The sequence below is a fragment of the Candidatus Glassbacteria bacterium genome (genome assembly GCA_019456185.1).
Classification (GTDB): Bacteria; Gemmatimonadota; Glassbacteria; order GWA2-58-10; family GWA2-58-10; genus JAJRTS01.
Genome location: VRUH01000015.1, coordinates 23,778 through 48,688, shown reverse-complemented (window position 1 = coordinate 48,688; position 24,911 = coordinate 23,778). Strand labels below are relative to the sequence as shown.

Annotated in this window: 16 protein-coding genes and 1 tRNA gene; 14 read left to right on the top strand and 3 right to left on the bottom strand. The window is 51.5% G+C overall.

The window, feature by feature from the left end:
- Positions 1-212: 212 nt before the first annotated feature.
- Positions 213-3,845, bottom strand: coding sequence for an AAA domain-containing protein (locus FVQ81_07885; protein ID MBW7996470.1), 3,633 nt, complete (start codon positions 3,843-3,845; stop codon positions 213-215).
- Between the two features lie 889 nt (positions 3,846-4,734).
- Between FVQ81_07885 and FVQ81_07880 the strand changes: the two genes are divergently transcribed.
- The 10 genes from FVQ81_07880 (at position 4,735) to FVQ81_07835 (ending at position 17,189) form a co-directional block, all read left to right on the top strand.
- Positions 4,735-5,871 carry a LamG domain-containing protein gene (locus FVQ81_07880; GenBank protein MBW7996469.1) on the top strand — a complete coding sequence of 379 codons (1,137 nt, stop codon included), beginning with the start codon at positions 4,735-4,737 and terminating at the stop codon, positions 5,869-5,871.
- A 648-nt stretch (positions 5,872-6,519) separates the two neighbouring features.
- Positions 6,520-6,600, top strand: a tRNA-Lys gene (locus tag FVQ81_07875).
- Positions 6,601-7,074: 474 nt separating this feature from the next.
- Positions 7,075-9,513 carry a hypothetical protein gene (locus FVQ81_07870; protein ID MBW7996468.1) on the top strand — a complete coding sequence of 813 codons (2,439 nt, stop codon included), beginning with the start codon at positions 7,075-7,077 and terminating at the stop codon, positions 9,511-9,513.
- Positions 9,514-9,614: 101 nt separating this feature from the next.
- A complete protein-coding gene (locus FVQ81_07865; GenBank protein ID MBW7996467.1) occupies positions 9,615-10,526 on the top strand; it encodes an alpha/beta fold hydrolase in 912 nt (303 codons plus the stop codon).
- Between the two features lie 55 nt (positions 10,527-10,581).
- Entirely contained in the window at positions 10,582-10,815 is a 234-nt protein-coding gene (locus FVQ81_07860; protein ID MBW7996466.1) for a hypothetical protein, read from the top strand.
- Positions 10,803-12,464 carry a DUF4832 domain-containing protein gene (locus tag FVQ81_07855; GenBank protein MBW7996465.1) on the top strand — a complete coding sequence of 554 codons (1,662 nt, stop codon included), beginning with the start codon at positions 10,803-10,805 and terminating at the stop codon, positions 12,462-12,464. Before FVQ81_07860 ends, FVQ81_07855 begins: the two co-directional genes overlap by 13 nt.
- 109 nt (positions 12,465-12,573) lie before the next feature.
- Positions 12,574-13,521 (top strand): hypothetical protein, encoded by a 948-nt coding sequence (locus tag FVQ81_07850; GenBank protein ID MBW7996464.1) that lies wholly within the window; start codon positions 12,574-12,576, stop codon positions 13,519-13,521.
- The gene (locus tag FVQ81_07845) at positions 13,521-14,513 is read left to right on the top strand and encodes a formylglycine-generating enzyme family protein (protein ID MBW7996463.1); all 993 of its coding nucleotides are present in this window, start codon (positions 13,521-13,523) and stop codon (positions 14,511-14,513) included. The genes FVQ81_07850 and FVQ81_07845 overlap by 1 nt, the downstream gene beginning before the upstream one ends.
- Before the next feature lie 62 nt (positions 14,514-14,575).
- The gene (locus FVQ81_07840; GenBank protein MBW7996462.1) at positions 14,576-16,801 is read left to right on the top strand and encodes a hypothetical protein; all 2,226 of its coding nucleotides are present in this window, start codon (positions 14,576-14,578) and stop codon (positions 16,799-16,801) included.
- A 91-nt stretch (positions 16,802-16,892) separates the two neighbouring features.
- On the top strand, positions 16,893-17,189 hold the full coding sequence (locus FVQ81_07835; GenBank protein MBW7996461.1) for a hypothetical protein: 297 nt from the start codon (positions 16,893-16,895) through the stop codon (positions 17,187-17,189).
- On the opposite strand, the gene FVQ81_07830 is transcribed toward FVQ81_07835, so the two are convergent.
- Together FVQ81_07830 and FVQ81_07825 are read right to left on the bottom strand one after the other, a co-directional pair.
- Positions 17,117-19,060: a DUF4091 domain-containing protein gene (locus FVQ81_07830; GenBank protein MBW7996460.1), complete on the bottom strand. Its 1,944-nt coding sequence runs from the start codon at positions 19,058-19,060 to the stop codon at positions 17,117-17,119. The two genes, FVQ81_07835 and FVQ81_07830, sit on opposite strands and share 73 nt — an antisense overlap.
- Positions 19,061-19,354: 294 nt before the next feature.
- Positions 19,355-20,539 (bottom strand): hypothetical protein, encoded by a 1,185-nt coding sequence (locus FVQ81_07825; GenBank protein MBW7996459.1) that lies wholly within the window; start codon positions 20,537-20,539, stop codon positions 19,355-19,357.
- A gap of 547 nt (positions 20,540-21,086) precedes the next feature.
- Between FVQ81_07825 and FVQ81_07820 the strand changes: the two genes are divergently transcribed.
- From FVQ81_07820 to FVQ81_07805, 4 genes are all read left to right on the top strand, one after another.
- Positions 21,087-21,683, top strand: coding sequence for a response regulator (locus FVQ81_07820; protein ID MBW7996458.1), 597 nt, complete (start codon positions 21,087-21,089; stop codon positions 21,681-21,683).
- Positions 21,680-21,862: a hypothetical protein gene (locus tag FVQ81_07815; protein MBW7996457.1), complete on the top strand. Its 183-nt coding sequence runs from the start codon at positions 21,680-21,682 to the stop codon at positions 21,860-21,862. The genes FVQ81_07820 and FVQ81_07815 overlap by 4 nt, the downstream gene beginning before the upstream one ends.
- Positions 21,863-21,980: 118 nt before the next feature.
- The gene (locus FVQ81_07810) at positions 21,981-23,900 is read left to right on the top strand and encodes a TonB-dependent receptor (GenBank protein MBW7996456.1); all 1,920 of its coding nucleotides are present in this window, start codon (positions 21,981-21,983) and stop codon (positions 23,898-23,900) included.
- Between the two features lie 36 nt (positions 23,901-23,936).
- Positions 23,937-24,911 carry a hypothetical protein gene (locus FVQ81_07805; GenBank protein ID MBW7996455.1) on the top strand — a complete coding sequence of 325 codons (975 nt, stop codon included), beginning with the start codon at positions 23,937-23,939 and terminating at the stop codon, positions 24,909-24,911.

Sequence of the window (24,911 nt, the reverse complement as noted above, 5' to 3'; positions counted from 1 at the left end):
GTGGATCGTGGTTTCGATAGCCAGAAATCGGTCGTGAGTGATGATCAGTAACAGGAGAACTACAAATCTCGTTCCAGAATTGAAAAGGCCGCCTGGAATCATATCCAAGCGGCCTTCTTTTATGCAGTTAAACGGTTTACTAATGCTTTATCAATTTCCTGCACGCCGGCAGAAATTAATTATATTTAATAAAATGATTAAATATCATCATTTCACCTCTCCCGCTTAATGCCCAGTTTTCTCATTCTGGATTGCAGGGTCCTGGGATTGATATTTAGAATCTTTGCCGCTCCCGTGTCTCCGCTCACTCGCCAGTCTGTCATCTTTAAAGCCTTAATTATAAGCGCCCTCTCATTCTCCTGAAGAGTCAGGACAGATGAATCTCCCGGTGAAGCCGCGGTTTTCGGGAGCCAGTCGCCCAGTTCGAGCTGTTTCCCCCGGCTGACAATCACTGCCCTTTCAATAACATTCTCCAGCTCCCGGACATTGCCAGGCCATTGATAAGCCTGAAGAGAGTCAATAATCCATTGAGGAACCGATTCGAGCATCTTTCCGGTTTTCGCTCCGAATTTCCCTACGAAATGTTGAACCAGCAGAGGGATATCTTCTTTATGCTCCCTCAACGGAGGGATTCTGATAGGATAGACATTCAGACGATAGTAAAGGTCCTCACGAAAATTGCCTTTCCCGATTGCTTTTTCCAGGTCGCGGTTGGAAGCCGCAATTATGCGAACGTCGACCCGAATTGTGCTAGAGCTGCCCAGCCGCTCGAATTCGCCGTCCTGCAACACCCGCAGAAGCTTCGCCTGCAATTCCAGCGTCAACTCGCCGATCTCGTCCAGAAACATCGAACTCTCATCGGCCAGCTCGAAGCGTCCCATCCTGCGGGAAAGCGCGCCGGTGAAAGCCCCCTTTTCATGGCCGAACAGCTCGCTTTCGATGAGGCTTGCCGGCAGGGCGGCGCAATTGACAGTGACCAGCGGACGATCTCCCCGGGAGCTTACATTATGGATCGCTCGCGCAATCAACTGCTTGCCGGTACCGGTTTCACCGAGAATCAGAACTGTTGCATCCGTGACTGCGACCTCTTCGACCTTCCGCAGGACATTGTTCAGGGCCTCGCTGCAACTGATAATCTCCTCGAAGTTGTGCTCGATCTTGATCTCTTCCCGCAGGTAGATGTTTTCCAACTGCAGGCGGTTTTTCAAACGCTCAACCTCGGCATGCTCTCTTCGCAGTGCTTCCTCGACCTTCTTGCGCGCGGTGATTTCCCCCCCCAGCTCGATGTTTCTCTTTTTCATAATCCGTGTTCTTGCTTGGTGGACTCCCCAGAGGGCCAATAAAAAGGCGGCTAAAATTGAACCCCGGAACCAGAGCGTGGCCCAAAAAGGCGGCAGGATCGTAAAGGCCAATTCCGCCTGTCCCTCACTCCAGATACCATCCCTGTTTCTGGCCTTAACCTTAAATGTGTACTCTCCCGGGGGAAGGTAGGAATAGGACATTGTATGTTCAGTTGTTTTGATCCAATCTTCATCCAGGTCTTCCAGTTTATAATTGTAAATTACATGTTCCGGCGCTGTAAAAGATATTCCTACATAATCTATCCTCAAGTTGTTCTGTTTCGGGCCAAGCTTCAGGCCGCTGGTTACTGTCATGTCTTTTTCAAGTACTCTCAGGCGGGTAATGTATACAGGCGGGGGAACAGTATTTGGCCTGTCCAGGCTGGGGTTGTATTTTGTGACCCCGTTTACCGAGCCAAACCACAGGTTGCCCTTGCTGTCCTTGAGAGGGTTCCGTACCGCAGTAGCGGCAAGCCCGTCATTTGCGGTATAGACCTTGAACATTTCGCCGTCGAACCGGTTGAGCCCTTGGGGTGTGCAGAAATAAAGGTAGCTGTCTTGAGCTATTATGAACTCACAGACATTGCTTGAAAGCCCATCCTCGGTGGTATAATTGGTAAATCCAGCTCCGTCGAATCTGCTTATACCTCCACCGTTGGTTCCCAGCCATATGTGGCCTGATACATCTTCATAGATTGTCCTTACATCGTTACCAGCCAGGCCGTCTTCTGTTGTAAAAGTTCTCCACCTCTCTCCATCGAAGCAGTTCACATTTCTCGGAGTGTTGAACCACAGATTACCTTTCTTATCTTCAACCATCATAAGCCATTTCAGGTATGCAAAAAGTCCCATATCCTTATGCGTTATATAAGTATACCAGTTTTCCCCGTCAAATTTAGTTACTCCTGTTAGCCCTCCAAACCATAAATTCCCCTTTTTATCCTCGATCATTGTGTAAACATTACCAACAAGTAGCAACTCATCATTTTTCCCGTACTCAGTCCAGTTTTGCCCGTCAAATTTGTAAACACTGGTTCCCCTCCCTCCAAACCACAGATTCCCCTGTTTATCTTCAAGAAATACATCGTCGTAGTAAGACCCTCGCTCATTTGTTTCTCCATAGGTCTTCCATTTTTCCCCATCGAACCTGCTCAGTCCATCTGCTGTAGCAAACCATAAATTGCCTCTACTGTCTTGCAACATATCATAGACCAGATTACCGGCCAGCCCGTCCTCGGTTGTATAAGTGGTCCATTTCTCTCCATCATATCTGGTAACTCCGTTAACATTCATGTCCGTGAACCTAACATTCATGTCGTTGAACCAGATGTTCCCTTCGGCGTCTTCGAGTACTGGAGCTATTGAATTACCAGCAAGTCCATCTGCTGTGGTATAAGTGGTAAATGCCAACCCGCTTAGTCTGCTTACTCCGCCTCCATAGGTCCCAACCCAGATGTTCCCTTCTCTATCCTCGAAAACTGCGTTTATATTATTTGAAGGCAATCCATTTTCCGTGGTATAGACCCGCCATTTTTCACCATCATACATGCAAAGGCCACCTGAATAGGCACACCAGATATTTCCCTGACCGTCCTCAATCATTGTCGGGAAACTTGGCAACCCATCTTCTTCTGAAAAAACCTTTTTAATTTCAATAGTGATTTCAGGTTCACCATCTGTTATGACTACTACTTTATGTTCACCCTTTTCTGTAAGCTCTAACCATATATTCCCATCTTTGTCTTCTAGCATCGACCAGATATAAACCAATTTACCAGTTCCATAAACCTGCACCCATTTTTCTCCGTCGAATTTGCAGAGTCCGCTTCCATGGCTGGCACACCACAGGTTGCCCTCAGTGTCTTCAAGTATGCGATTAACCGCTTTACCATCCAGGCCGTGTTCCGTATAGGTTGTCCAGTGCTCACCGTCAAATCTGCTGACACCACCACCAGTTGCAAACCACAAGTTGCCCTCTGAATCTTTTAGTATTGAATTAACAGTATTATGAGCCAGACCATCTTCTGTGGTGTAGGTTGCCCAGTTTTCACCGTCAAATCTGCTGGCACCGCCACCCAAAGTTCCAAACCATAGGTTACCCTCAGAGTCTTCAAGCATAGACCAAACAAGGTTATGAGCCAGACCATCTTCGGTTGTATATGTCGTCCAGTTTTCACCGTCGAACCTGCTGACTCCCATTCCCCAGCAATAGAACCACAGGTTACCTCTGGAGTCCTCAATTGTTCTGAAGACAACACTACCGGCCAGTCCATCCTCAGTGGTGTAGGTGGTAAAATTTATTCCATCAAATTTACAGGCCCCTGAAGCGGTTCCGAACCAGAGGTAGCCATCCCGGTCCTGCAAGATTGTCCAGACTCTTGGTGACGGGAGCCCGTCATCTTCCGAGTAGTTGCGGAAAGGATACTTCTCCGGGTAGGCGCTCTGGTGGAAGACAAACAGAAAGGCGAAGTTCGTGAGCAGGGTAATACCAATTCCGGTTTTCATCTTTCATTCCGCGAATATGCTCAAATCAAACCGTTAACTTAAAAAAGGTTATCGCGCTCTTGGCAGATCCACTACTTATCGCTGATATCAGGAGGAATTGCTTTTGGTCTTGATCTCTTGAGGCGGCCCTAACTTTTTCGCTGTGCTGCAGCTCTGGGTGTATGTTTTCCAAACGATAATAGCGTTTTGCGGGAATTTTGTCAACTTAGAAAGCGCCCCTCATAGAGAATCAGAGCAGTACTGCGCCCTACCTAAATACCAAGCCTTAGCCTTAGATCGATATGGCTAACTCAGAGATCGCCCGGTACAGCGCGGATATGAGGTTGATAGCGTGTGGTTATACGGAGGAGGGTCGGGCTAAGCAGCAGATTTAGCTCAATCCTCTAACTATTGAAAACAACGGCGGGCCCGACCGGACTATTTTAAAACTTCTGTAGAAAATTTGGTGCAGGAAATGTTTGAGCAGATAGTGGGAGTTTTAGATTGCAAGACGGATCCTATACTTGAATCCTCTTACAACTAGAGGTACCATTATTGAAGGCAGTACAATCCAGAAATGATGAAAAGATAGGAGGATTTTTTGGAAATCTATTGACAGCCTTGGAGTCGTTATTAATCTTAAGCATTGATTATGCCAGCTTAGGCCTATAGAAAAAAATATCCATTAGACTATGGATACGACACCGACTTTGAGGCCAGAGTCCATAAAACAGTTATTTCAAATTTGAGAAATGCCTTTAAAACGAGGTGGCAGTCTGGCCGTTATTTGAAATGAGAAAAAGCTGTGCTTGGCGGTTAGCTAAGGAGGCGACAATATTCTTTGACAATAGAATATTTCATTATAAGGTTGTCGTGGTAAACCTAACCTGAAAAAGAAGGAGGGTCGACGATGAAAAAGGGTATACGTGGAACATCCAAAGAGATATGGCTTGTGCTGCTATTGATCGGAGGCTTTTTAGGTCTGGTCAGTTGCAATCAAGAAATGCCAAGCGAGACGGGGCGAGCAGGCTTTGAGTTGCTTAATGAAGATCTCACTGTTTCGGAATGGTCGCCATCTAAAACAACCAAATCTTCAATTGGGGCCTTTGTAACTTCCACAACCTGCCTTCCCCCTCCATCCGATTTAGTGAGTTGGTGGCCGGGGGATGGGGATGCAAATGATATTGTGGATGGCAATCACGGAATACTACAGTATGGTGCTGCGTTTGCTACTGGAATAGTGGGAGGAGCTTTTAGTTTGGATGGCGTGGATGATTACCTGGATGCTGGAAATGCTCCGAATTTGAATATCACTGGGCAGTTGACAATCGAGGCTTGGATTTTCATAGAGCAGTATACGCCCTACCCATCGGTTGTGAGTAAGGGGGATGTTGGAAACTATCTTGAATCGTATGCCTTGTTTTATTATCCATATGGCCAGTTGGGATTCTTGTTGAATCGAGATGGAACATCTTCTGGAAGAACCATTGCTCACGGACCTGTGATTCCGCTTAACACATGGACTCATGTTGCCGGTACTTATGATGGAACAACGATGCGTAACTATATAAACGGATCACTGGTTTGGACTGTGTCTCATTCAGGTGGCATATTTATCACCCCTGATCCTGTTCTTATAGGCAAGAGCTATAGACAGACACATACTGTAGGAAACACGTTTGTTGACGGTTTGATCGACGAAGCCGCAATTTATAATCGTGCCCTTACCGCCTCAGAAATCCAGGCCATTTACGATGCAGGAAGTTCGGGTAAGTGCAAGGCACCACCGGAACAGATTCTGATCGATGCAATAACGGATCTCGTCGATGAAGGCACACTGAATCGAGGTCAGGGTAATTCCCTACTAGCGAAACTTAACGCGGCCTTACGACAAATAAGCCGGGACAACGCCAATGCAGCAATTAACCAGCTTCAGGCGTTCATCAACCAAGTAAACGCCTTCATTCGTGCAGGCGTCCTCTCTCAAGCAACGGGACAACTACTGATTGATACAGCTAATAGTCTTATTATCAATCTTGGTGGTTAGATCGATGGTAATCGTACCAACAGATGAGACTGTTTAATTAAAATTTTACCCATAACCAGAGAAGATTGTTTTGAGAAAGCAAAAAAGGGTCTGTTTTTATGCAGACCCTTTTCTATTATAGCTGACCCGAGCAAACTATTAAAAACTTCAGTGGCCAAGATGCTGTAGGTGGATTATTAACACTACTCGGCAAATTCTGGCTTCAATCTCTAAACCCGAACCAGAATTTATTATTTTAAACGTTTCAAGAAATGGCGGGCCCGACGAGACTTGAACTCGCGACCTCCGGCTTGACAGGCCGACAAGATGTAACTTTTTGTACCTGTATTTACCTTGAAATCTACGAAATATGTTGGGGATAGTGTTGGGGGCAGAAAATAATCAACAACAGAAAAGGGTTTGAGATTGCTCCCAAACCCTTTAATAACAATGGTGGGCGATACTGGATTTGAACCAGTGACTTCTTGCATGTCAAGCAAGGATAATTCGATTTTCTACTATACAAAATGAATGCAATAAAAGTCATAGATGAAACTGTGCCGTAACTGTGACAAACTTGAGAGCATATAATACATCTATTGCACTAATTGCATTCAGAGTGAAAAAGCGTAGATAGGGCAATCGTGCGCTTTTGAATTGGTATTCAATGAGTTAGAGAATCGGTGAAAACACATTGCCATCTGCCTTTTAAGCAGCGGGTCACAGGTTCGATCCCTGTACGGCTCACCATTTTGTTATAAAAGGGTTTGAGAGGCATCTCGAACCCTTTTTGTTTTTCAACTCTTTCTCACCCTCAACACTATCCCCAACATTTTTCTAGGATTCCAGAGGAAATACAGGCACAAAAAGTTACATCTTGCCGGCCTGTCAAGCCGGAGGTCGCGAGTTCGAGTATCGTCGGGCCCGCCATTTCTTTTAAACGTTGTTTTCAATAGCTAGTGGAATGAGCTAATTCTGTTGCTTAGCCTGACCCTCTCCTCATAACCATCAGCTAGCAAATTCATATCCGCGCTGTACAGAGCGATCTCTGAGTTAGCCCGATCTATGACTAAGGCTTGATCTTTGAGTGGGGTGCAGTACTGCTCTGATTCACAGAACCATGGCGATATACAGTAGCAAGCTCAAAGCTTGCGTTCTTTCAATGTTAGTGGTACAGTTCCCCGAGGTATAGCAATAATAAACTCGACATCCGGAGGAAGTCAGATGGCGCAAAAAGCCACAATGCTTCTGATAATAATTTCTGCATCCGCCGGCTGCTCTCAACAATCCACTCTGGAGTGGCAATATACCACCGATATTGATAATGACGGTAAACTCGAGCTGATATCGGTCTTGGATCTGAATTCCAACAAACGCCCGGATAAAATCGGAGATCTCCATCTTATCATAAATAAGGATACCCTGGAAGCCAGATTATGGAGTGAAGCAGAATTCGACCTCGATGGTGAGCCGGACGAGCTTCTGATCTACATCGACCGCAACGGTGACGGGCGCGTGGACACCTCCGAGGGCTGGCTGTGGCGCTGTCTTGATCTGGATGATGATGGCACCTGCGATGACCGGGATTCCGACCTTCATGAACTGGATCTGACAGGAAAAGGATTCGCACACCAGAGGATAAGATACCAGGACACAGACGGGGACGGAGACGCTGATTTGCGCTGCGATTACCCCACTTACAACCTGTCCTCCTCGGAACAAACTTACAATTATATTACCGGCAATCGCTGTATGAGGCAGACCTGGAGAGGCTTGATCCACGGTTTCGGCGCCTGGGTCTATCTGGACGAGGACGATGACAACCTGTTCCCGGCGCATGATTATCCTTTTGCCTCGTTATGGAGTAATCTGGACGCCGATGGGACCGGCACGTTCCAGTTTCGGGAAAGGCATCCCAGAGAGTCGCATGGAATGGGCCTCGAGGGCCGCCGCAGCACCGGCGAGGCGCACCGCTGGTATGACTTTGACCAGGACGGTTTCACCGACATGCACCTGCGGGATTACGGTAGCGGGATGATGCGCTGGAGCTTTGACTGGGACGGCGACGCGCCCCGTAGATACAGCCTGGATGATCCGTTAAAGCCGATTGATGCTCACGTGGATTACGACGTGGCTTTTCATACTTTGGGTGAAGTGCCCCGCGGCTGGTGGGCCGGCGACCAGCTCAAGTTATGGGACTTTATCGTAGGTTTGGACCTGCCCGGCTACTACCGGGAACGCGGTAGCGCTTTCGATTTCGGCAGGGACTTCGTGCCGGCAAGTTCCAGCGTCTACTATACTCTTCACGCTCCCTGGCGAACCATCTCGCTTAACTGGCTCGAGGACACCGAAGACGCCGGGCGGACCAAGGACGTAAGCAGCCACCGGCTGGAGAGTATCTGGGGCTATTATTACGATTTCGATCCAAAGACCGCTTTTATCGGCTCGCGCCGGGATTTCGACCGGGATGCGGACTCGAACTTCCGGATCTATCTCTCCCCCATCGACAGCCTCTATCACCTGTACGAAGCAGAGGACGGGATCTGGTACCGTGACCCCGACTGCCGTCGCCACCGCTTCGACCTGCGACCGACCGAGGAAAACATCCGGCGCTATGCGCGGGAGATCGTTACTTACAGTGACGCGGACAATGACGGTTTTTTTGATACCTTTTCCTACGACCGCGACCTGGACGGCGAGGCTGACGAAGTGATTTCCAAGCCGGAGTCTGACCAGGCCGAGATAACCGATATGACCGAAATATGGCGTTTGGGCGGGGCCCTGGACTCGCTATACCACCCCGGCGTGGAGGATACTATTCCGGTTGATTTCCAGGTTGAAGTGGCATGGGAAGAAACCGATTACGATTTGATTGCGAGGGTTAGGCTCTCATCTTCCCGTCCCCTTACTGGTTACCAGTTCTGGCTCAGAGCTGAAGAGCACGTAGACTATAACATCCTCTGCCGCCGTCTCCTGGCTAATGGCAAGAGTCGCTGGGAGTTTTCTGAAACCATACCCAAGGCACAGTTCATCCTGCCCGGACCGACCAGGACAACCGCGCTGCTTGTTAATAATGTCGGGCGGATAGTGGGCCGCTATCCGGTAAAAGAGGTAGCAGTGGAGCCGCTCAACTCTCCGGCCATGCACGTGGGTTTTTACCGGGCCTGGAGTGGAAAGCGGGGGGGTGGAAATAGTGAGACTCGGACCCGAATGGGGCCGGACGCAGTGGTCCGCATTGGAGAATGGATCATGCTGGAAGTGGGGCTGGAAATGATGACTTCCAGGGAAAGGACGCTCATCTTCGAACCTTTCCTGACCGATGACTCCGAAGCGCCCCGTTGGCCATTGGGCAGGAAGGTGTATCGCATGGCCACTGGCGAAATAATCCTTACGGCCAACCTCGAACTTGTGCCTTTCGGCCAGGAAGTAGTGCTGGCGGCCGGCAATGAAGCCCAAGCCTCCCTGCCCGCTTCTCTCGAAGATTACCTGGGCATCCGCGAACAGGGAGACAGGGTTTATTTACCGCCAGACCGGAACTATCGGATTGGCTTTCGGCTTTACATTGATGGCCGGCTGGTGGAAAATCGGATTCTTTACTATGACTGGATCAAAGGAATACCGCAAACGATTCGGGTAAAAAGTACATCTCACAGAATGGATTAGCAATGGAACCCTGAAGAAGCAGAATCAAAGAAGGCCGCCGGAGTCGCCATCGGCCGCTTTATCAAACAACAGTTTTGAACTTCTTATGGAGGTCCTGCGTTATGAGTCATATGCAACTTGCGACCATCGCCGTTTTCCTGGCTTCATGCTTTCCCTTTTCGCTTGCGGCCACCTCTGACGGCTCGCCGATTGAGCCGGCAGTAGAGGACACCGAGTTTGAACACCTCCGGGAATATTACAACTACGACCCGGAGTTGCCCCTTGATCCGGTAACCTACGGGGAATGGCCCTGGCGTGGTCCCTATACTCTTTACAAAGTCTCCTACCGCAGTGTGCGCGAACAGCGGGTACCGGCCTATTTAGCAATACCCAAAGGAAACGAAGGCGAAGTAGTGCCTGCGGTTCTGCTCCTGCACGGCTGGAACCTGTTCTGGGGCAAGAACGAGGATTGGGTGCAGGAATGGATCTCGATTCTAACTGCCCAGGGTTATGCGGTTCTGGCGCCGGATCATTTCCTTTATGGCGAACGTAAAGTGGAGGGCGCAGGATTTGACCGGATGGGCGAGCGCGGCCCCTATTATTTCCGGGAATGGATGTGCCAGAGTGTAGCTGATCTGAGGCGCGGTATCGATTACCTGCACACGCGCCCCGAGATCGATCCGGAAAGGATCGCCATTCTCGGCGGTAGCCTCGGCGGCTGGATCGGCTCGATCCTGAGCGCGGTGGAACCGAGGATCAAAACCACTGTACTCACCGTACCGGGCACGGAGTTTGTCAACAAGCAGACACCTCCGGCTCGAGTGCTAAACGCGAGCAATTTTTTCCCGCGTATCTCTTCTCCCCTGCTGCTGGTACTTGCCAAACGGGACGATGAGTACCGCAACGCCCGGGCCAAGGCGCTTTTCGACTCTGTACCGACACGAAAAAAACTTGTTGAATATGACGAGGGGCACTACCTCCCGCCGCAGGAATACAACAGCGACATCCTGCAATGGCTGGAGGAAAATCTGTGAACGTTGGCTTTGCCTCTTCCTAAGCGCCAAAAACTGCCCTTGCAAGGGAGAGGCTATGAGCTTGGGAAAGACGAACCGCATAAGATTCATCGGAGAATCTGTCGCAGAAAGCCTGGCTCTGGTCTTATCCGGCGAAGTGTCCCGGCTGGTGGCAAGAGAAAAAGCGCTCCGGTCGATTTCCCCGGATTTCACCCGCGGCACGGGAGAAAATGTTTTACGACTTCCAAGAGAAAATGAAGCATTAAATCCTTGGCTTTCAAGAGAGAGAGAGTTGGGATGGAACCCATAAGTTATCAAAAAAGTTCTTGTAAAGTTTTGCTGATCATCCTGAGCTTTGCGGCCTTTCATGTCGCCTGCCAGCCTTCAGGACAGAAACAGGGCACGCAAACTCAAACTATGGATTATCACGGCATCCGGCCGGCCGATCCTGACGGCAGAAATGGATTGCGCAACCCGGAGCGGGGTTTCCGCAACCAGACAGTGTTTGCCGACCCTCCGGGCACGCCCGCCTGGGGACCGAACCCGGCTTTCCACCTCAAAGGCAGGGTCTCTCCCGGCTACAGCGACGACTGGTGGATTCTGGACGCTCAGCGCTACGAGAAGCACGGTCTCACGATGGTTCAGACCTATTGCTACCTGGACAGATTTAATGACCGGCCGCTCTCTGCTGAAAAGCTCATGCTTTTGCAAAAGAGCCTGGACAAATTGCGCGAGCATGGTTTAAAAGCCGTGCTGCGTTTCGCCTACGAAAAAGACATGAAGCGAGCCGGTGGGCCAACGCTGGAAACCATTCTCGGTCATCTCGAACAACTCGCGCCCGTTATACGGGAAAATGCCGATATCATCTATCTCTTGCAGGCCGGATTAGTCGGCGCCTGGGGTGAGTGGCACAGCTCGACACACGGCCTGGAGAAAGATCACGCGAAACTGGCAGCCATAGCTGCAAAAATTCTCGAAGTGCTGCCTGAGAGCCGCATGACTCAGGTGCGGGTTCCTAAATACAAACGCTGGGTACTCAGTCAGCCGGCTCTGAATGCGTATCAGGAGGTGAACTCCCGAACTGCCCACACCGGGACCCCGGCTGCACGCATCGGCTTTCATAACGATGGTTTTCTGGCAGGCAACAACGACGGCTGGACGTGGACCGAAGGCCCTTTCCATGCGAACCCCGGTAACCCGGAGTTCGATTACATGACCAGGGAAAGCCCTTATCTCGCGGTAAGCGGCGAACTGTTCTGGGGCGACGACACGATCGATGGGCTGCGTGCGGCGACCAGGTTGCGTCTACATCACTATAGCGTTCTCAGCCTGGCTCACAACTTTTCCGAACGCCATCCTGAAGGAAAACCCGGTGCAATTGACCGCTGGATGCAAGTGCCATTGACTCTTGATGAGGTGCGCAAAGCCAGGTTGCCTGTCTCAGACGGTTACTTCGAAGATGGCTCCGGAATAACAGTGCCCCGCACTCAGTTTGAATACATCCGCGACCACCTCGGCTACCGCCTCGAGCTGCAGTCGGCTTCATTCCCGCTGACTGTGAAGCCGGGAAGCGTATTAACTGTTAAGGTCAGTCTGATTAACCGCGGTTTTTCGACATTGCATAACCCCCGCCCGCTCTTCTTTGTGCTTATCGATGATAACGATAAGGTGATTGAATTCAGGGTCGAGGATACCGACCCGCGAGCATGGCAGCCGTTCCAGCCGGGTGATGAAACATACCAGCCATTGGTTCAAAAGATCGAAGATCAGCTAAGTGTGCCGACGGATCTCGAGCTCGGTCGATACAGACTTGGATTATGGATGCCTGACGCTTCCCAAAGCATCCGGATGGATTCACGCTATGCTGTGCGCGTGGCAAACCGCGATGTGCCCTGGTGGACAAATGCTGAGGGAGGTTGTGGAGTGAACATTCTGGGCGAGATCCAGGTGGAGCAATAAATGTGGTTGGGAAGCAATTTTTTTTGGACTTTCCACCGCGCTGCTTATTTGCATCACCGATTGCCTGGGAAGAACACGGCTACTCAAACAAAGCTGAGGAGGAGGAGATATGAGTAAGAAATCCAGGTTGAAAAGCGGTTTCCGGATTAGGAAACTCTCGCAAACCCTCTTGGCGGTTCTCGGCTTTTTCGTAAGCGTTCTTTTTCTCTTGCCGCTAAATAACCCCGTTTTAGCAGCGGAAACCGTCCTGTTCGAGGATAAATTCGAGGACACGGACTGGGCCTCCAGGGGCTGGTACGACAGTCCCGACTTAGAAATAACCTCGGCCGACCATATCCAGGGCAGCGGCCACAGTTGTGTCTGGCACTGGAAGAAAAAAGGAGATCGAAAACCGGTGGGCGGGCACGGCAGGGTGCTCTTTACCCCCACCGAAAGTGTCACCCTGAGCTTCTACATCAAGTTCAGCACTGACTGGGACTGGTCGGGAAGGAGCTACCACCCGCACATGCTGCATTTCATGACCACTGAAAACGGTCCTTATGACGGTGGCGCGTTCAGTCACCTGACTCTTTACGTCGAGGCGGTCGGCGGCAGGCCTAGACTGCTGATCCAGGACGGGCAGAACATGGACCAGGCCCGGGCCGGAGAAAACCTGGTCGGGGTGACTGAAAAGCGATCGGTCGCCGGCGGCAACGGGGACCCGGATGGTTACGGCGGCGGTCATTACAAGAGCGGTGAAATGTACTGGAACGGCAAGGGCTGGGGACCGGACAAGATTTATTTCAGCGACCAGCCGGGTCCTTACTACAAAAACGACTGGCACCACATCAAGGCGCGGTTCAAGCTCAATAGTATTGTTGACGGTAAAGGGATCAACGATGGAGTGCTGCAGTACTGGTACGACGGTGAGTTGATTATGGACTACCGTGACGTACTGTTCCGCACGGGCCAGCACCCGACCATGAAAATCAACCAGTTTTTGATGCTGCCCTATTTCGGGCCCGGTGTGCCGCACGAGCAGCGAGCCTGGATCGACGATCTGAAAATCACTCGCTAATGCAGTATCCAAAAAAAGGACACTTCTTGGAGGCCGGGGCCTGCGGGATTTTCTCTGCGTGGGGGTCTCCCCAGTTTTTTAGAGCTTGTAAACGGAGGTCCCTCAAACACCTGTGTTTATTTTTTTCTTGTACCATAGTAACTTCTACCGACTGCTCTTTCACAGGAGGGAAGATGAATCATAAACGTTTTATCATCCAATTTGCGGTGATTATATCTGGATTGATTTCTGCCCAAAGAGCATTTGCCAAATCTGCCGATTACTCCGACATGGTGCTGGTGCCTGCCGGGAAATTTACTTACCACGTGGAATACAGTGCAGGCACGCGGGATGGCAAAGCTCTCGACTCACTGATCACAGACGAGCGCGGCCGCCGCTACAGTATGACAAAGGAACTCAATCTTCCCGCCTTTTATATCGACAGGACAGAAGCAACCAATGAACAGTTCAAGCAATTTCTCGAGGCCACCGGATACAGGCCCAAATGGCCCAATTGTTTCCTCAAGCACTGGCGCGATGGCACCTATCCGAAAGGCGAAGGAAATCATCCGGTGGTCTGGATCTCATTGGAGGAAGCAAAGGCATATGCCCAATGGGCCGGTAAGCGGCTCCCCACAGAGGAAGAATGGCAAAAGGCGGCGCAGGGTACTGATGGAAGATTATGGCCCTGGGGAAATAACTATGATCCGGCTAAAGCGAACATGGATTCCGACAGCACCAGGCCTGTCGGCAGCTACCCAGAAGGAGCCAGCCCGTACGGCTGCCTGGACATGGCCGGCAATGCATGGGAATGGACAGATACTTTTCAGTCGGACGGCTACCATCATTATTCATGGATTCGGGGTGGCGGATATTTCAATGCGAACGAGAGTCCGTGGTATTTCCGGGGAGGGCCCATCACGACTTACCAGCGGACCAAGTTATGGCTTATGTCTCCTGCGTTGAACAGGTGCGCTACCGTTGGTTTCAGGTGCGTGAAAGATGCTGATTAACAATCCTGTTGCGATTGGAGTTAAATTCTTTTTACGACTTAGCACTATTCCATGAGGTGAATATGAATAATACCGGGCTTTTGAGAAAAAATCCTGTTTCGTTGGCCATGTTTTTCGCTTTACTCTTCATCTTCTCCGCAAGAGGGTTTGCCGAGGTCAGTCTGAGTTACCTTCCTGACAAAGCGAATGTCAAAAATATAGTTCTGGAAAATGATGCAGTACGGTATACGATCTTGTTCGACAAAGGAGTAGAGCTCACGAGTGTGGTAGAAAAAGCCACCGGTACCGACTTTCTAGCCGGGAACCCGCCGCTGATGTTTTGTGCAATCGGACGCATGGGGTCTTACTTGTATTCAGTAGAGGAAAATAAATCAGGAGAAAGAGTTTCTCTCACGGTAACCCAGCATCCCAGATATGGCGCAAATACCCTTGTGGTAACACAAACCTTCTCCCTGGGCACAGGACCTGAGCTGGACTGGAAGGTTGAGGCGTTGAATTCCTCTCCACCTGTGGAAGAAGAACCTCTTTATCCTCTCAAATGGACAACTATCGGCAGGACTGTCACCAGTTGGATAACTTTCCCCCTCATGCAGAAAATGGTGCTGGGAAGCGAAGCTGAAACGCACTGCCTGTTCCCGGGTAAGGCTTCTTACTATCACTATTTCTGTATCGATTCGCCTGAAACCTCATTTATGTATTGGACCGATAAAGATGACCCCGGGATGCCGATAGATATCTTCAACACACAGCTCGACAGGGGGATTTATTTTCAGATTACCGAATCGAAGCTGGATTTTTCTTTCTCTGATAAAAATGATTTCAGGACAAAAGCTTTCAGCATCACTCAGAAGCCCGGTGAACAAACAGAACTCCTGAGCTGCCGGATTGTTCCCCATCAGGGAGACTGGCACGCAGCGTACGATGCATTCAAAAAACATGTCCGTTCCGGCTTTGATTTCACTTATTACCAGCGGCCGATCCAGCAGGATTACCGGCAGCGACCGGTAGGCCATTTTACTTTCCTCTATGGCCTCGACATCTATGACCCGGAAACCAACCGGTTCAGGATCGACGAGTTTTTGGACGAGGGCGAACTGAATTTCGGCGGCTATGACTATCTCCTGCTCTGGCACAACTATCCTCGTCTGGGTATCGACCAGCGCGATCAGTTCGATGTGCTTGAAAGTTTACCGGGAGGGCTGGAAGGCTTGCGTCAACTGGTAGACCGGGCCCATGCACGTGGGGTAAAAGTTTTCTTCTCTTACAACCCGTGGGATATCATGAGAGGCCGCAGAGATCATGCCGAGCAGTGCGCCCGGGCCTTGAAAGCGATTGGCGGTGACGGGCTTTACCTGGATACCATGAATGAAACCGATATGTCTTTCCGTGAAGCTCTTGACGCTGTCAACCCGGATATTATTTATATGACCGAAAGCAGGCCAAATCTGAAAACGGCAGCCCTGATTACAGGTAGCTGGCAGGAAAGAGCGCCCACGAGCAATAAAATGCCCAATGTGGATCTTTTGCGATTCGTCATCCCGGAGCATATCGTTTACAACACCCTCCGGGCAATGCGAAACCGCGAGGAACTCGTTTATAATGCTTTATTCAACGGCAACGGCCTCTTTATCTGGGAAGATAATTTTGGTGACATCGCCCTGGTCCCGCCTCATGAGCGCATCTTGATCCATCGTTACAGCAGGATTATCCGTGAAAACCGGGATGCTTTTTTGACCGACAACCCGATACCGCTTGTCGCGGATTATCGCGATGACCTTTACGTTAACGCATTTCCGACAACTGAAAAATGTGTTTATCCTGCGTATCAGGACGGCCGGGAAAAAGCCCCCTGGGAAAGCAAAAGATTGATTGGACCTTTCATGGAAGTCGAGCATCCGGATAACTGGCATTATGTCGATGTCTGGAACCATCAGCCGATTCCGCTAAATAAGGAGGATGGCAAAACACAGCTTCTTTTTCCGGAAGAACCGGCCAGCCCCATGAGCTGCATTATCGGTATGCCTGAAAATTTAAAGGTCGAAAGAGAAGGAGAAGTATTGCGTATCACGGCAACCAGGCCTGTTGAAAACGCCTCGATCCAGCTCAACACTGTGAATAATCTGACTATGATGGAAGAGGAAGTGCTTATGCTTCCGGGCACCGGTGGTATTGTTCAGATTGCCCAGCTAAATCTCGACTTTCCATACCTGGTATTAGTAAAGCTGATGCAGGGTGATATTCTCAGGGATGAGGTTGTGCTGGATCTTGGCTGGAAGAAATTTAAGTGACCTGCTCCCCGGAAATAGGTCCAATGATAATGTTAGGGTTTGGCGGAATTGGAGTACTGGTATATAATCAGTCAACGAGAAGGATTCTGCCTTGCGCAAGAGCCATTACACGGAGGAACAGATAGCTTTTGCCCTGCGCCAGGCCGAGCAGGCTACGCTGGTCAAAGTGGCCGTGATCGCCGAAATAGTTGCCGCATTTGAAAATACCGTCGTTCCGTCATCATCCCAGCTCGTTTTCCAGATGACCATCCCCGTGCCTTCGCGGCTGAAAAGCGTCCTGAGCGGCAGGCTTTTAGCTGATGCGCATCTTGTGCTCTATCTGGCTGCCGCCTGTTCGATCAGTTCCCCGACCTCGATGCGCGCGGCGTCCCAGTCTTCAGGATTGTGATTCCAGACGTCCAGATTGCCGAGACTCTGCCTGCCGAACGGGCGGTTGATGATTTTATTCACCACGGCGTCCGCTCTGTCTGCATTGCCGTCCAGACTGGTGAGAAGGCGGAAATATTCATATTCCTCTACACCGTCGCGCATGTTTTTGAGTCTTATGCTCGGGCAGATAACGTTCACCGAAGGCACCACCCCGGGGGCGTATACCACCTGGCCGTTACCGTTGTAACTGCGGAAATAGGTGTCCTGCTCCTGGCGGCGGATAACATGCTTCCAGGTCTCCGGGCTGTACCAGGCCGGAGACCACTGGCTGCCGATGCCCCAGCTGCACCAGGTCAGGGTGCGGTATTTCCAGCAGGCCCAGCTTATCACCCGCTCGTTAGTCAGCTCGAGGTCGATAAACGTAGAGCTTCCGACCCCGCTGTTCCCCCGGCGCTCGTAAAGTATCGGACCGTAGACCCAGTCCTCGATCCCTAATTTGCGGTATTCCTCGACGGTATCCATGTTGTAGCCTACTGAATGGCAGCACCAGTAGTCGATGGCTTCGTGGATAACCTCCATTGCCTCTTTGCTGTAGCCGCCGTCCACCCTGTAGGCGGCTTCGGGGAAATATTCCTTGAACAGCTTGCCGTAGTAGACCATGCGGTCCCAGGCTTCCGGGAAATAGGACTCGTCGAGGCCATTCTGGAAGACCACCAGCCGTATCTTGTCGGCGTCCACCATCGAGAGCACGTGCTCACGCACCTGCTTGATTGCAGAGATATAGATAGCCCGGTTTGCCGGCTTTTGCTCATTTTCGGCACCACCCACATCGGGCCAGCCGCCCCGGCTTGCCTCGTGCCTGGCACAATTGAAGGGGAGCACGAAAATCTCGATCGGCTCACCATAACTCGGCCCCTGATAACCGTAATTTGCGGTAAAAGCCTGGCCGGTAAAGTACTTCTTCAGCCTCGCATCGAAATCGGACCAGTCGATCGTCAGCTTGCCGGAGCTCGAGACACTGTACTGCGGCCGATAGCTGGGATCGGTAGGAATGACCCGGTGACGCTTGAACAACTGGTACAACTCCAACTCCCGATCCTTATCCAGCCGGCGGACAAAACCACTCTGCTGGATGTTGCCGGTCAGCCTGTTTTCCCGCGGCACGGCAAAGTCCCAGACTTTAAGCACGACGGGAAGCATTTTAATGCTTCCATCTACCTGCACCTTGACAACACTGTTGTAGACTCCGGGAGGAGCTTTCTCTCTGTTGAACGGCACGAACTGGTCGACCCAGACCAGCAGGTAGCGCTGCTCGTCGATATTGTTGCGGAAATCGGGCAGGGTGAGTGGATAAACGAGTCTCCCGGTGCGACTGTCCGCCTGAATGGCCTCGAACGGGATAAGAGCATCAGGGTACCACCCCGGACCGTAGGAACTGATGTCATAGCCGCTGGAAATAGCTCTCACTCTCACCGACCACTCGAGAAATAGTTTCGGATCGTATTCGAGATTTTTTCCCGAAATCGAAAAGGGAGCCATTTCGACAAAAATATTTTTCAGGGTGTCGTGCGCCGCCCGGCCGATAACGAGTTGAAAGGAGACGTACTCGCCGCGCGCCGCGTGCAGCCGGACCGTGTCGCCGTCATAAACCCAGTTTCGCTCCAGCAGGTTGCCCAGGGGTCTCATCTGATAAATATCCGGCCGGTCCTCGATTATTTTCCCGCTGACCGGATCCAGACGAATCGAGCTGGGTAGGGCGCCGACAAACCAAGAGTTGTCCAACTGCGCCGTTCCTTCCTGCGCCGTACCGCCCTGATCTCTGCATCCGGCTGAGGTGATTATCCATGCTGCGAACATAATAAACAAGCTGAAGACAGATAGTCTGGACATGTGCTCTCCGGGGTGAGAAGGGAACTGGGCAGGAATGATCCGTGAAGTTCTCTTCGTATGGTATCACCAAGTTTGAGAGAATTCAAGCATTTGGAAAGATCGAAGCCGATACCCCGATCAACGAATTGGCAACATCGTACCACTGCTAGATAGCAGCGGGTCGCAGGTTCGATCCCTGCACGGCTCACCATATTGTTGATACGCGAAAGCCCCGGCAGGGATGCCGGGGCTTTCGCGTATTTTAGAAGAACTAGAATGATCCGCTCAGGCCGGTCCGCAGTGCTATTGCGGGTTTTATTCCACAATGGCCACTCTGCGGTCGGGAAATGCACTGACCAGGCTGTCGCGGTAGTTGTACTCCACGATATTCTCATCCAGCTCGGTGGTGAACGGATTCGGCAGCTGAAGATAGCGTTGCAGGTCCCAGACCATCAACGCTGCGGGTTGATCGATACCTATGTAGGCCTGAATTCCCAGTTGAGAAATGTTTTGAAAGCCGAACCGTAGGTACTTCCGCGTTTTGGCAGGATGCACGGCGATAACGAACCAGTTCTTTTTCGGAGCGGCCGCACAGCAGTGGGCGATCACGAGTTCGTAGAGACGCCGCTCCATTCCGGCGCTGTTTAGCCTGTGCCTGCGGCCGATCACCAGCCGCGACAGCTCGTGCACGCCGGTCGAGACCCGGACCGAACTGCGGCTTGTATCGGTGGCGAAGCCGGTGTAGAGCCTGCGGCAATCCGACTGTTTGAGCCGGAAGGTCTGCAGGGCCGGGAGTGATCCGCTCATCACGCTCGCTTCCACGGCGTCCGGATCGATCCCATTCCCGGCCATCACCTCGGCCACCTGGCGGCGATGGAGCCCGAAACCTGTATCCTGGATAATCCTGATCGTACCGGCCAGTTCGCTCTGCTCTCCATTGGTGATAAATGCGCCGAAGATTGTCGATTTGAAATCGTACGGGTCCAGGTCCAATCCGTGCTCGGAGGATTCTAAGAACCCCACTTCCCGGTAGACCTCGTACCGGAGCTTCAGCGCCTCTTTCAACTCGCCGGTGTTCCGCAGAGCCCGGACTTCAAGACTCTGCTCCCACGGAAAAGGGGAGCTAACAAGCTTATGCTTCCTTTCCATCGCCTTATCGAGGCAATCGGCGAGTTCCCTGATGCCGAAAGGCTTGCTGATCCGGTCGATAACCACACCCGACGGGCCGAGCTCGCCGCTGTCATCTGAAACGAATTCAGGCAGAATTACGGACATTACTCCCTTGACATCGAATTTGCGGTCCAGGTGCCCGAAAGCGACTTTCGTACCCTTATCCAGATCTACCGGCAGCAGACAGACAAGCGGCTGCTCCAATTCGACCGCTTCCCTGAAGTTAGTCGCTCTTCCGAGGGCTACTGTTTTGTAACCTAGGTTATTGATATACAGCGCCAGTGCATTCCTCAGATCCTGGTCAGGTTCCCATAGCATAATCTTTTCCATGCTTTTCTCCTGGTGCAGAAAGTTTGATGTATGTAAAGCGTTGGGCGCTATATAAAACTTCGGCATTTAGTGGGTTACTCTTTAAAACATACTAGCTGGGATTACCGTTGCATGTTTTTTACTCAAAGATGGGAACATTTTTCTTACAGAGACTAACTATCTGATAATTAATGCATTATAATCGTGTGCATCTAAGATAGGATTCTGTGACGGAAAAGTCAATGCTTATCTTTATTCTTTTCCTTGCTATGCTATTTATCTAATTTATATTACTTATCTTTTTGTTGCGCTTGTTGGATTTGTTATTTTCGATATGCTAATTGTCCAGATTATGAGAATGATTCTTGCAAAATATCTGCCATTTTCCGATCGAGAACAATCTCTCTACTCCCCGACTACTGGTCGTCAGAAAATTTCTGCCAGCGCTGCGATCACGTTAGGAAAAAAAATTGCAACACCTCTTGACCCCCTGCGTTATATTTGTTATATTTGTTATAGTTGTGTCGCTCGATAGATATGTTACCATGTGCCGCCCACGGAGATCACCGTGAACAGTGCCCTGCCGATACCTGACCCTCCACTGACTACCGGCGACATAGCCCGCTACTGCCACACGACGGTTATGCAGATCAATCGCTGGATCAAAAACGGGGACCTGAAGGCATTCCGGAATCCCGGCGGACAGAACCGCATTACGCGCCAGGAGTTTCACAGTTTCCTGGAGCGCAACGGCATGCCCGTGCTCGACGAGTTTTTCAGGGAACTGGAAAAAGGCAAACGTGTGCTTGTGGCCGATGATGACAGGTCTGTGGTCGATGCGATCCGCTACCTGCTGATGGCCCAGGAAGAGCACTACGAGGTCAAGGTCTCTCGCGATGGCTACGAAACCCTGATCGCCGCGGGGGATTTTAAGCCGGACCTGCTGATTATCGATATCCGGATGCCCAAAATCGATGGCCTCGAGGTCTGCCGTCGCCTGCGCCAGAACCAGAGCTTCGTCCACGGAATCAAAATTCTGGCCATTACCGGCCACTCCGAGGCCTACGACCGCGACCTTGTCCTGCGCAACGGCGCGGATGAGTACCTGCTCAAGCCTTTCGACAAGAAATCGCTGATGGCCCTTGTCAAGGGATTGATCGGATGAGCGAGGATGCTAAAAGGATACTGATCGTGGATGACGACCGCGCTTTGAGCTGCGCGATATTGCGTGTTAACGGCTTCCGGGTCGAGGAGGAGTCGAATCTGCTGGCCGTGCTCAAAACCGCAGCCGAATTCCTGCTGCACCCCGAAACGGTAGCGAGTGCGATATTTAACTATAGATGAAGCGACCACTGCATTACAGCCCTCCCGGGGGGGGGACGGGAGAAATCCCACCCCCCGGGCAACCGAGAACTCAGCCGCGAGAACACTTGCGGTTTTGAAAGTCCAGGAGCAGTAGCTGATGAACGGAACTGGATATAACCACAAAATATGGCCCGCCATGCTGTTGATGGTTCTTCTCTTGTGGTCTCCCGGCGGGTTCGCCCAGGGATTTACCGAAGAAATGATATTCCAGCCGATCCAGACCGTGATCACCGCCGGCCGTATTGAGCAGAGGATTGAGCGTGCGCCGGCCACGGTCACCGTAATTTCGGCCGAGGAAATTCGTGCCTCAGGGGCGCTTAATATCCCCGAATTGCTCCGCCTCGTGCCCGGCCTGGATGTCACCACGGTGAGCGCCTCGCATTTCGAGGTCAATGCCAGAGGCCTTAACCAGATTCTGTCCAACAAGCTGCTGGTCCTGATTGACGGTCGCTCGGCTTATTTCGACTTTTTCGGCGGAGTAATCTGGCCCGCGCTCCAGATCGTGATCGATCAGATTGACCGGATCGAGGTAGTCCGCAGCCCCAGTTCAGCGCTATACGGCGCAAACGCTTTCAGCGGCGTGATCAATATCATTACCAAGAACCCGCGCCAGATCAACGGCACCAAGATCAACTTTCGCACCGGACAGCAAGCCACGCTTTATGCCTCGGTGATGCACGGTCAGCGCTTCGGAGACACCTCGCTCAGGTTTGCCTTCGGCGCCAGGCAGATGGACAGTTTCGGCAAGCCGGCCCGTGAATTCGAGAACAACATCCTGGGTAATATCTACCTCGAACACAGGTTCGACTCTCAGCAGCGGCTGTCGGTGGAGGGCGGCGTTATCGACGGTTCTGTCTCCCAGAACGTCCGGCTGATGGACAACGAATTCGAGGCCACCACCAGTTACGCCAAGCTGAACTACGAGTATGGAGATTTCAGCCTGCAAACTTTCTGGAACCGTGGCAATGAAACCGGCGACCCGTTTTTTCTGGGGACCGATGACGTGGAAATTCTCTACAATACTTTCGATATCGAGGCGCAGCAGACCCTTGAGCTGGCCAATAAACATGTGCTGGTGGTTGGCGGAACCTACCGGTACAACACGATCGAATCCAACATTATCGATACAAACCACGACCAGAACCTGCTGGCCGCCTATTTTCAGGATGAGTACCGACCCATCCCGGAAGTCAGCCTGCTCGGCGGCGCCCGGATCGATCACCACCCCCTGGTCGGTACAAGTTTCAGTCCGCGCGGCAGTATTATCTATGCTCCAACCAGCCGTCACACTTTCAGGACCTCGGTTGGACGGGCCTTCCGTAACCCGAGCTTTACTGACTCCTATTTCGAACTGGACGTTCCGCTTCCGCCTTCGCCCTTACTCCCACCCCATTTTACCCTGGTGGGCAAACCCGACCTGGAAAGCGAAAAGATCACAACCTACGAACTGGGTTATACGTTCTTTCCCCGGCATTTTTTCCGTGCAGAGATAGACCTGTTCGCATACAGTTTCAAAGACTATATCGGAGTCGACAGCTTACTGCCGAATCAATCCACCGGCCGCCTGGAACAGTCGTTCATCAACAAGGGCAGCGCCAAGAACTATGGTTTCGAAGTCACGTTCGACGTGCTTCCCGCTCCCTGGATGAAAATTTCGGCCAATTACAGCTATCAGGACCTGACTAACAACTACTCGGTGCTTGAAAGCCAGGCGCCCCCGTCGCACAAAGCCAATCTCAAAGCTTTCATGTCCCTGCCGTACAATTTCTCCACTTACTGCTCTGTCAGCAGGACTGGAGAATCGACCTGGGAAGTGCCCACTAACGAAGGGGACTATCAGGTAATCGATTCGAAGCCGAATACTAGGCTGGATGCCAGAATTTCGTGGCAGGGGTTGAACGACCATGCCGAATTTTTCCTCGCCGCTTACAATCTGAAGGACTACCGTTACAGAGAGTACCCTCGTGGCGAAGAGGTCCGGCGAAGAATGACCACCGGTTTTCAGCTCACTTTCTAAAGAGCAGTTTCTCCTCAAAAAAAGTCAGAGAATACTGTGCTCAGTTTCCTGTTATTTAATAAAAATGGTCCGCTGAAACCGCGGACGGCTCTTGTCCTGCTTGCTGCAATCCTGCTGCCGGCGGCTGCTGGTCCCTCCCCGCCGGGCAGGACTGTCGCAGTCGTCAAGAGTTCGGATTGGGCGGTATACGAGTTTGCCACCAGGGTAATCAGCGAGCGGCTTGGCAGTGAAAACGACCCGGTCAGCCTCCAGCAGCACACTTTGGAAGGGGTCGATCAGGAAGAAAGGTTCTGGCGTGAACTCCGCCAGTCAAATCCTTCCCTGGTGGTAACCGTAGGCACCCAGGCAACCAGGAGCGCGATGCTTCACAGCGGCAACCTCCCTGTTGTATTCACGATGGTCCTCGACCATATCGGCCAGCAGCCGGGTGATACCAAAAAGGATTTCGCCGGCGTGACCCTCAACATCCCGGTGGACAGGCAGCTGGAGTACCTGAAGAAAGCGCTCCCGGGCGCCCGCAGGGTGGGGTTCATTTACTCCCCCGGCTCCGAGGAAGTCTATGAATCCGCGCGCCGGAAAGCCGGATCGATAGGATTGCAACTGGTCGTGGAAAAAGTCAACTCGGAACGGGACATCCCCAACACTCTCCGCCGGATGCTCCCTGAAATCGATGTATTCTGGATGCCGCTCGACAAACTTATCTTTAACTACCTGGTACTTAGCTTTGTCGTCACCGAATGCTTCAAAAACGGAGTGCCGATCGTTTCAGTTTACCGGATTTACGCCGAAGCCGGAATTCCGATTACAATCGGTGTCGATAACGAGGATATCGGCCGGCAGACTGCCGAACTTGTGCTCAAGCGGCTCGGCAACGGCAAATTCAGCAAACCGTTGGTCGAATACCCCCGTAAATATCTCCTTTTTATCAACGAGGGAGTAGCATCCAGGTTGAACATAGAAATCCCGGATGAACTCAAGAGCCTTACCGTACAGGTCAAGAGCGGGAGTTAA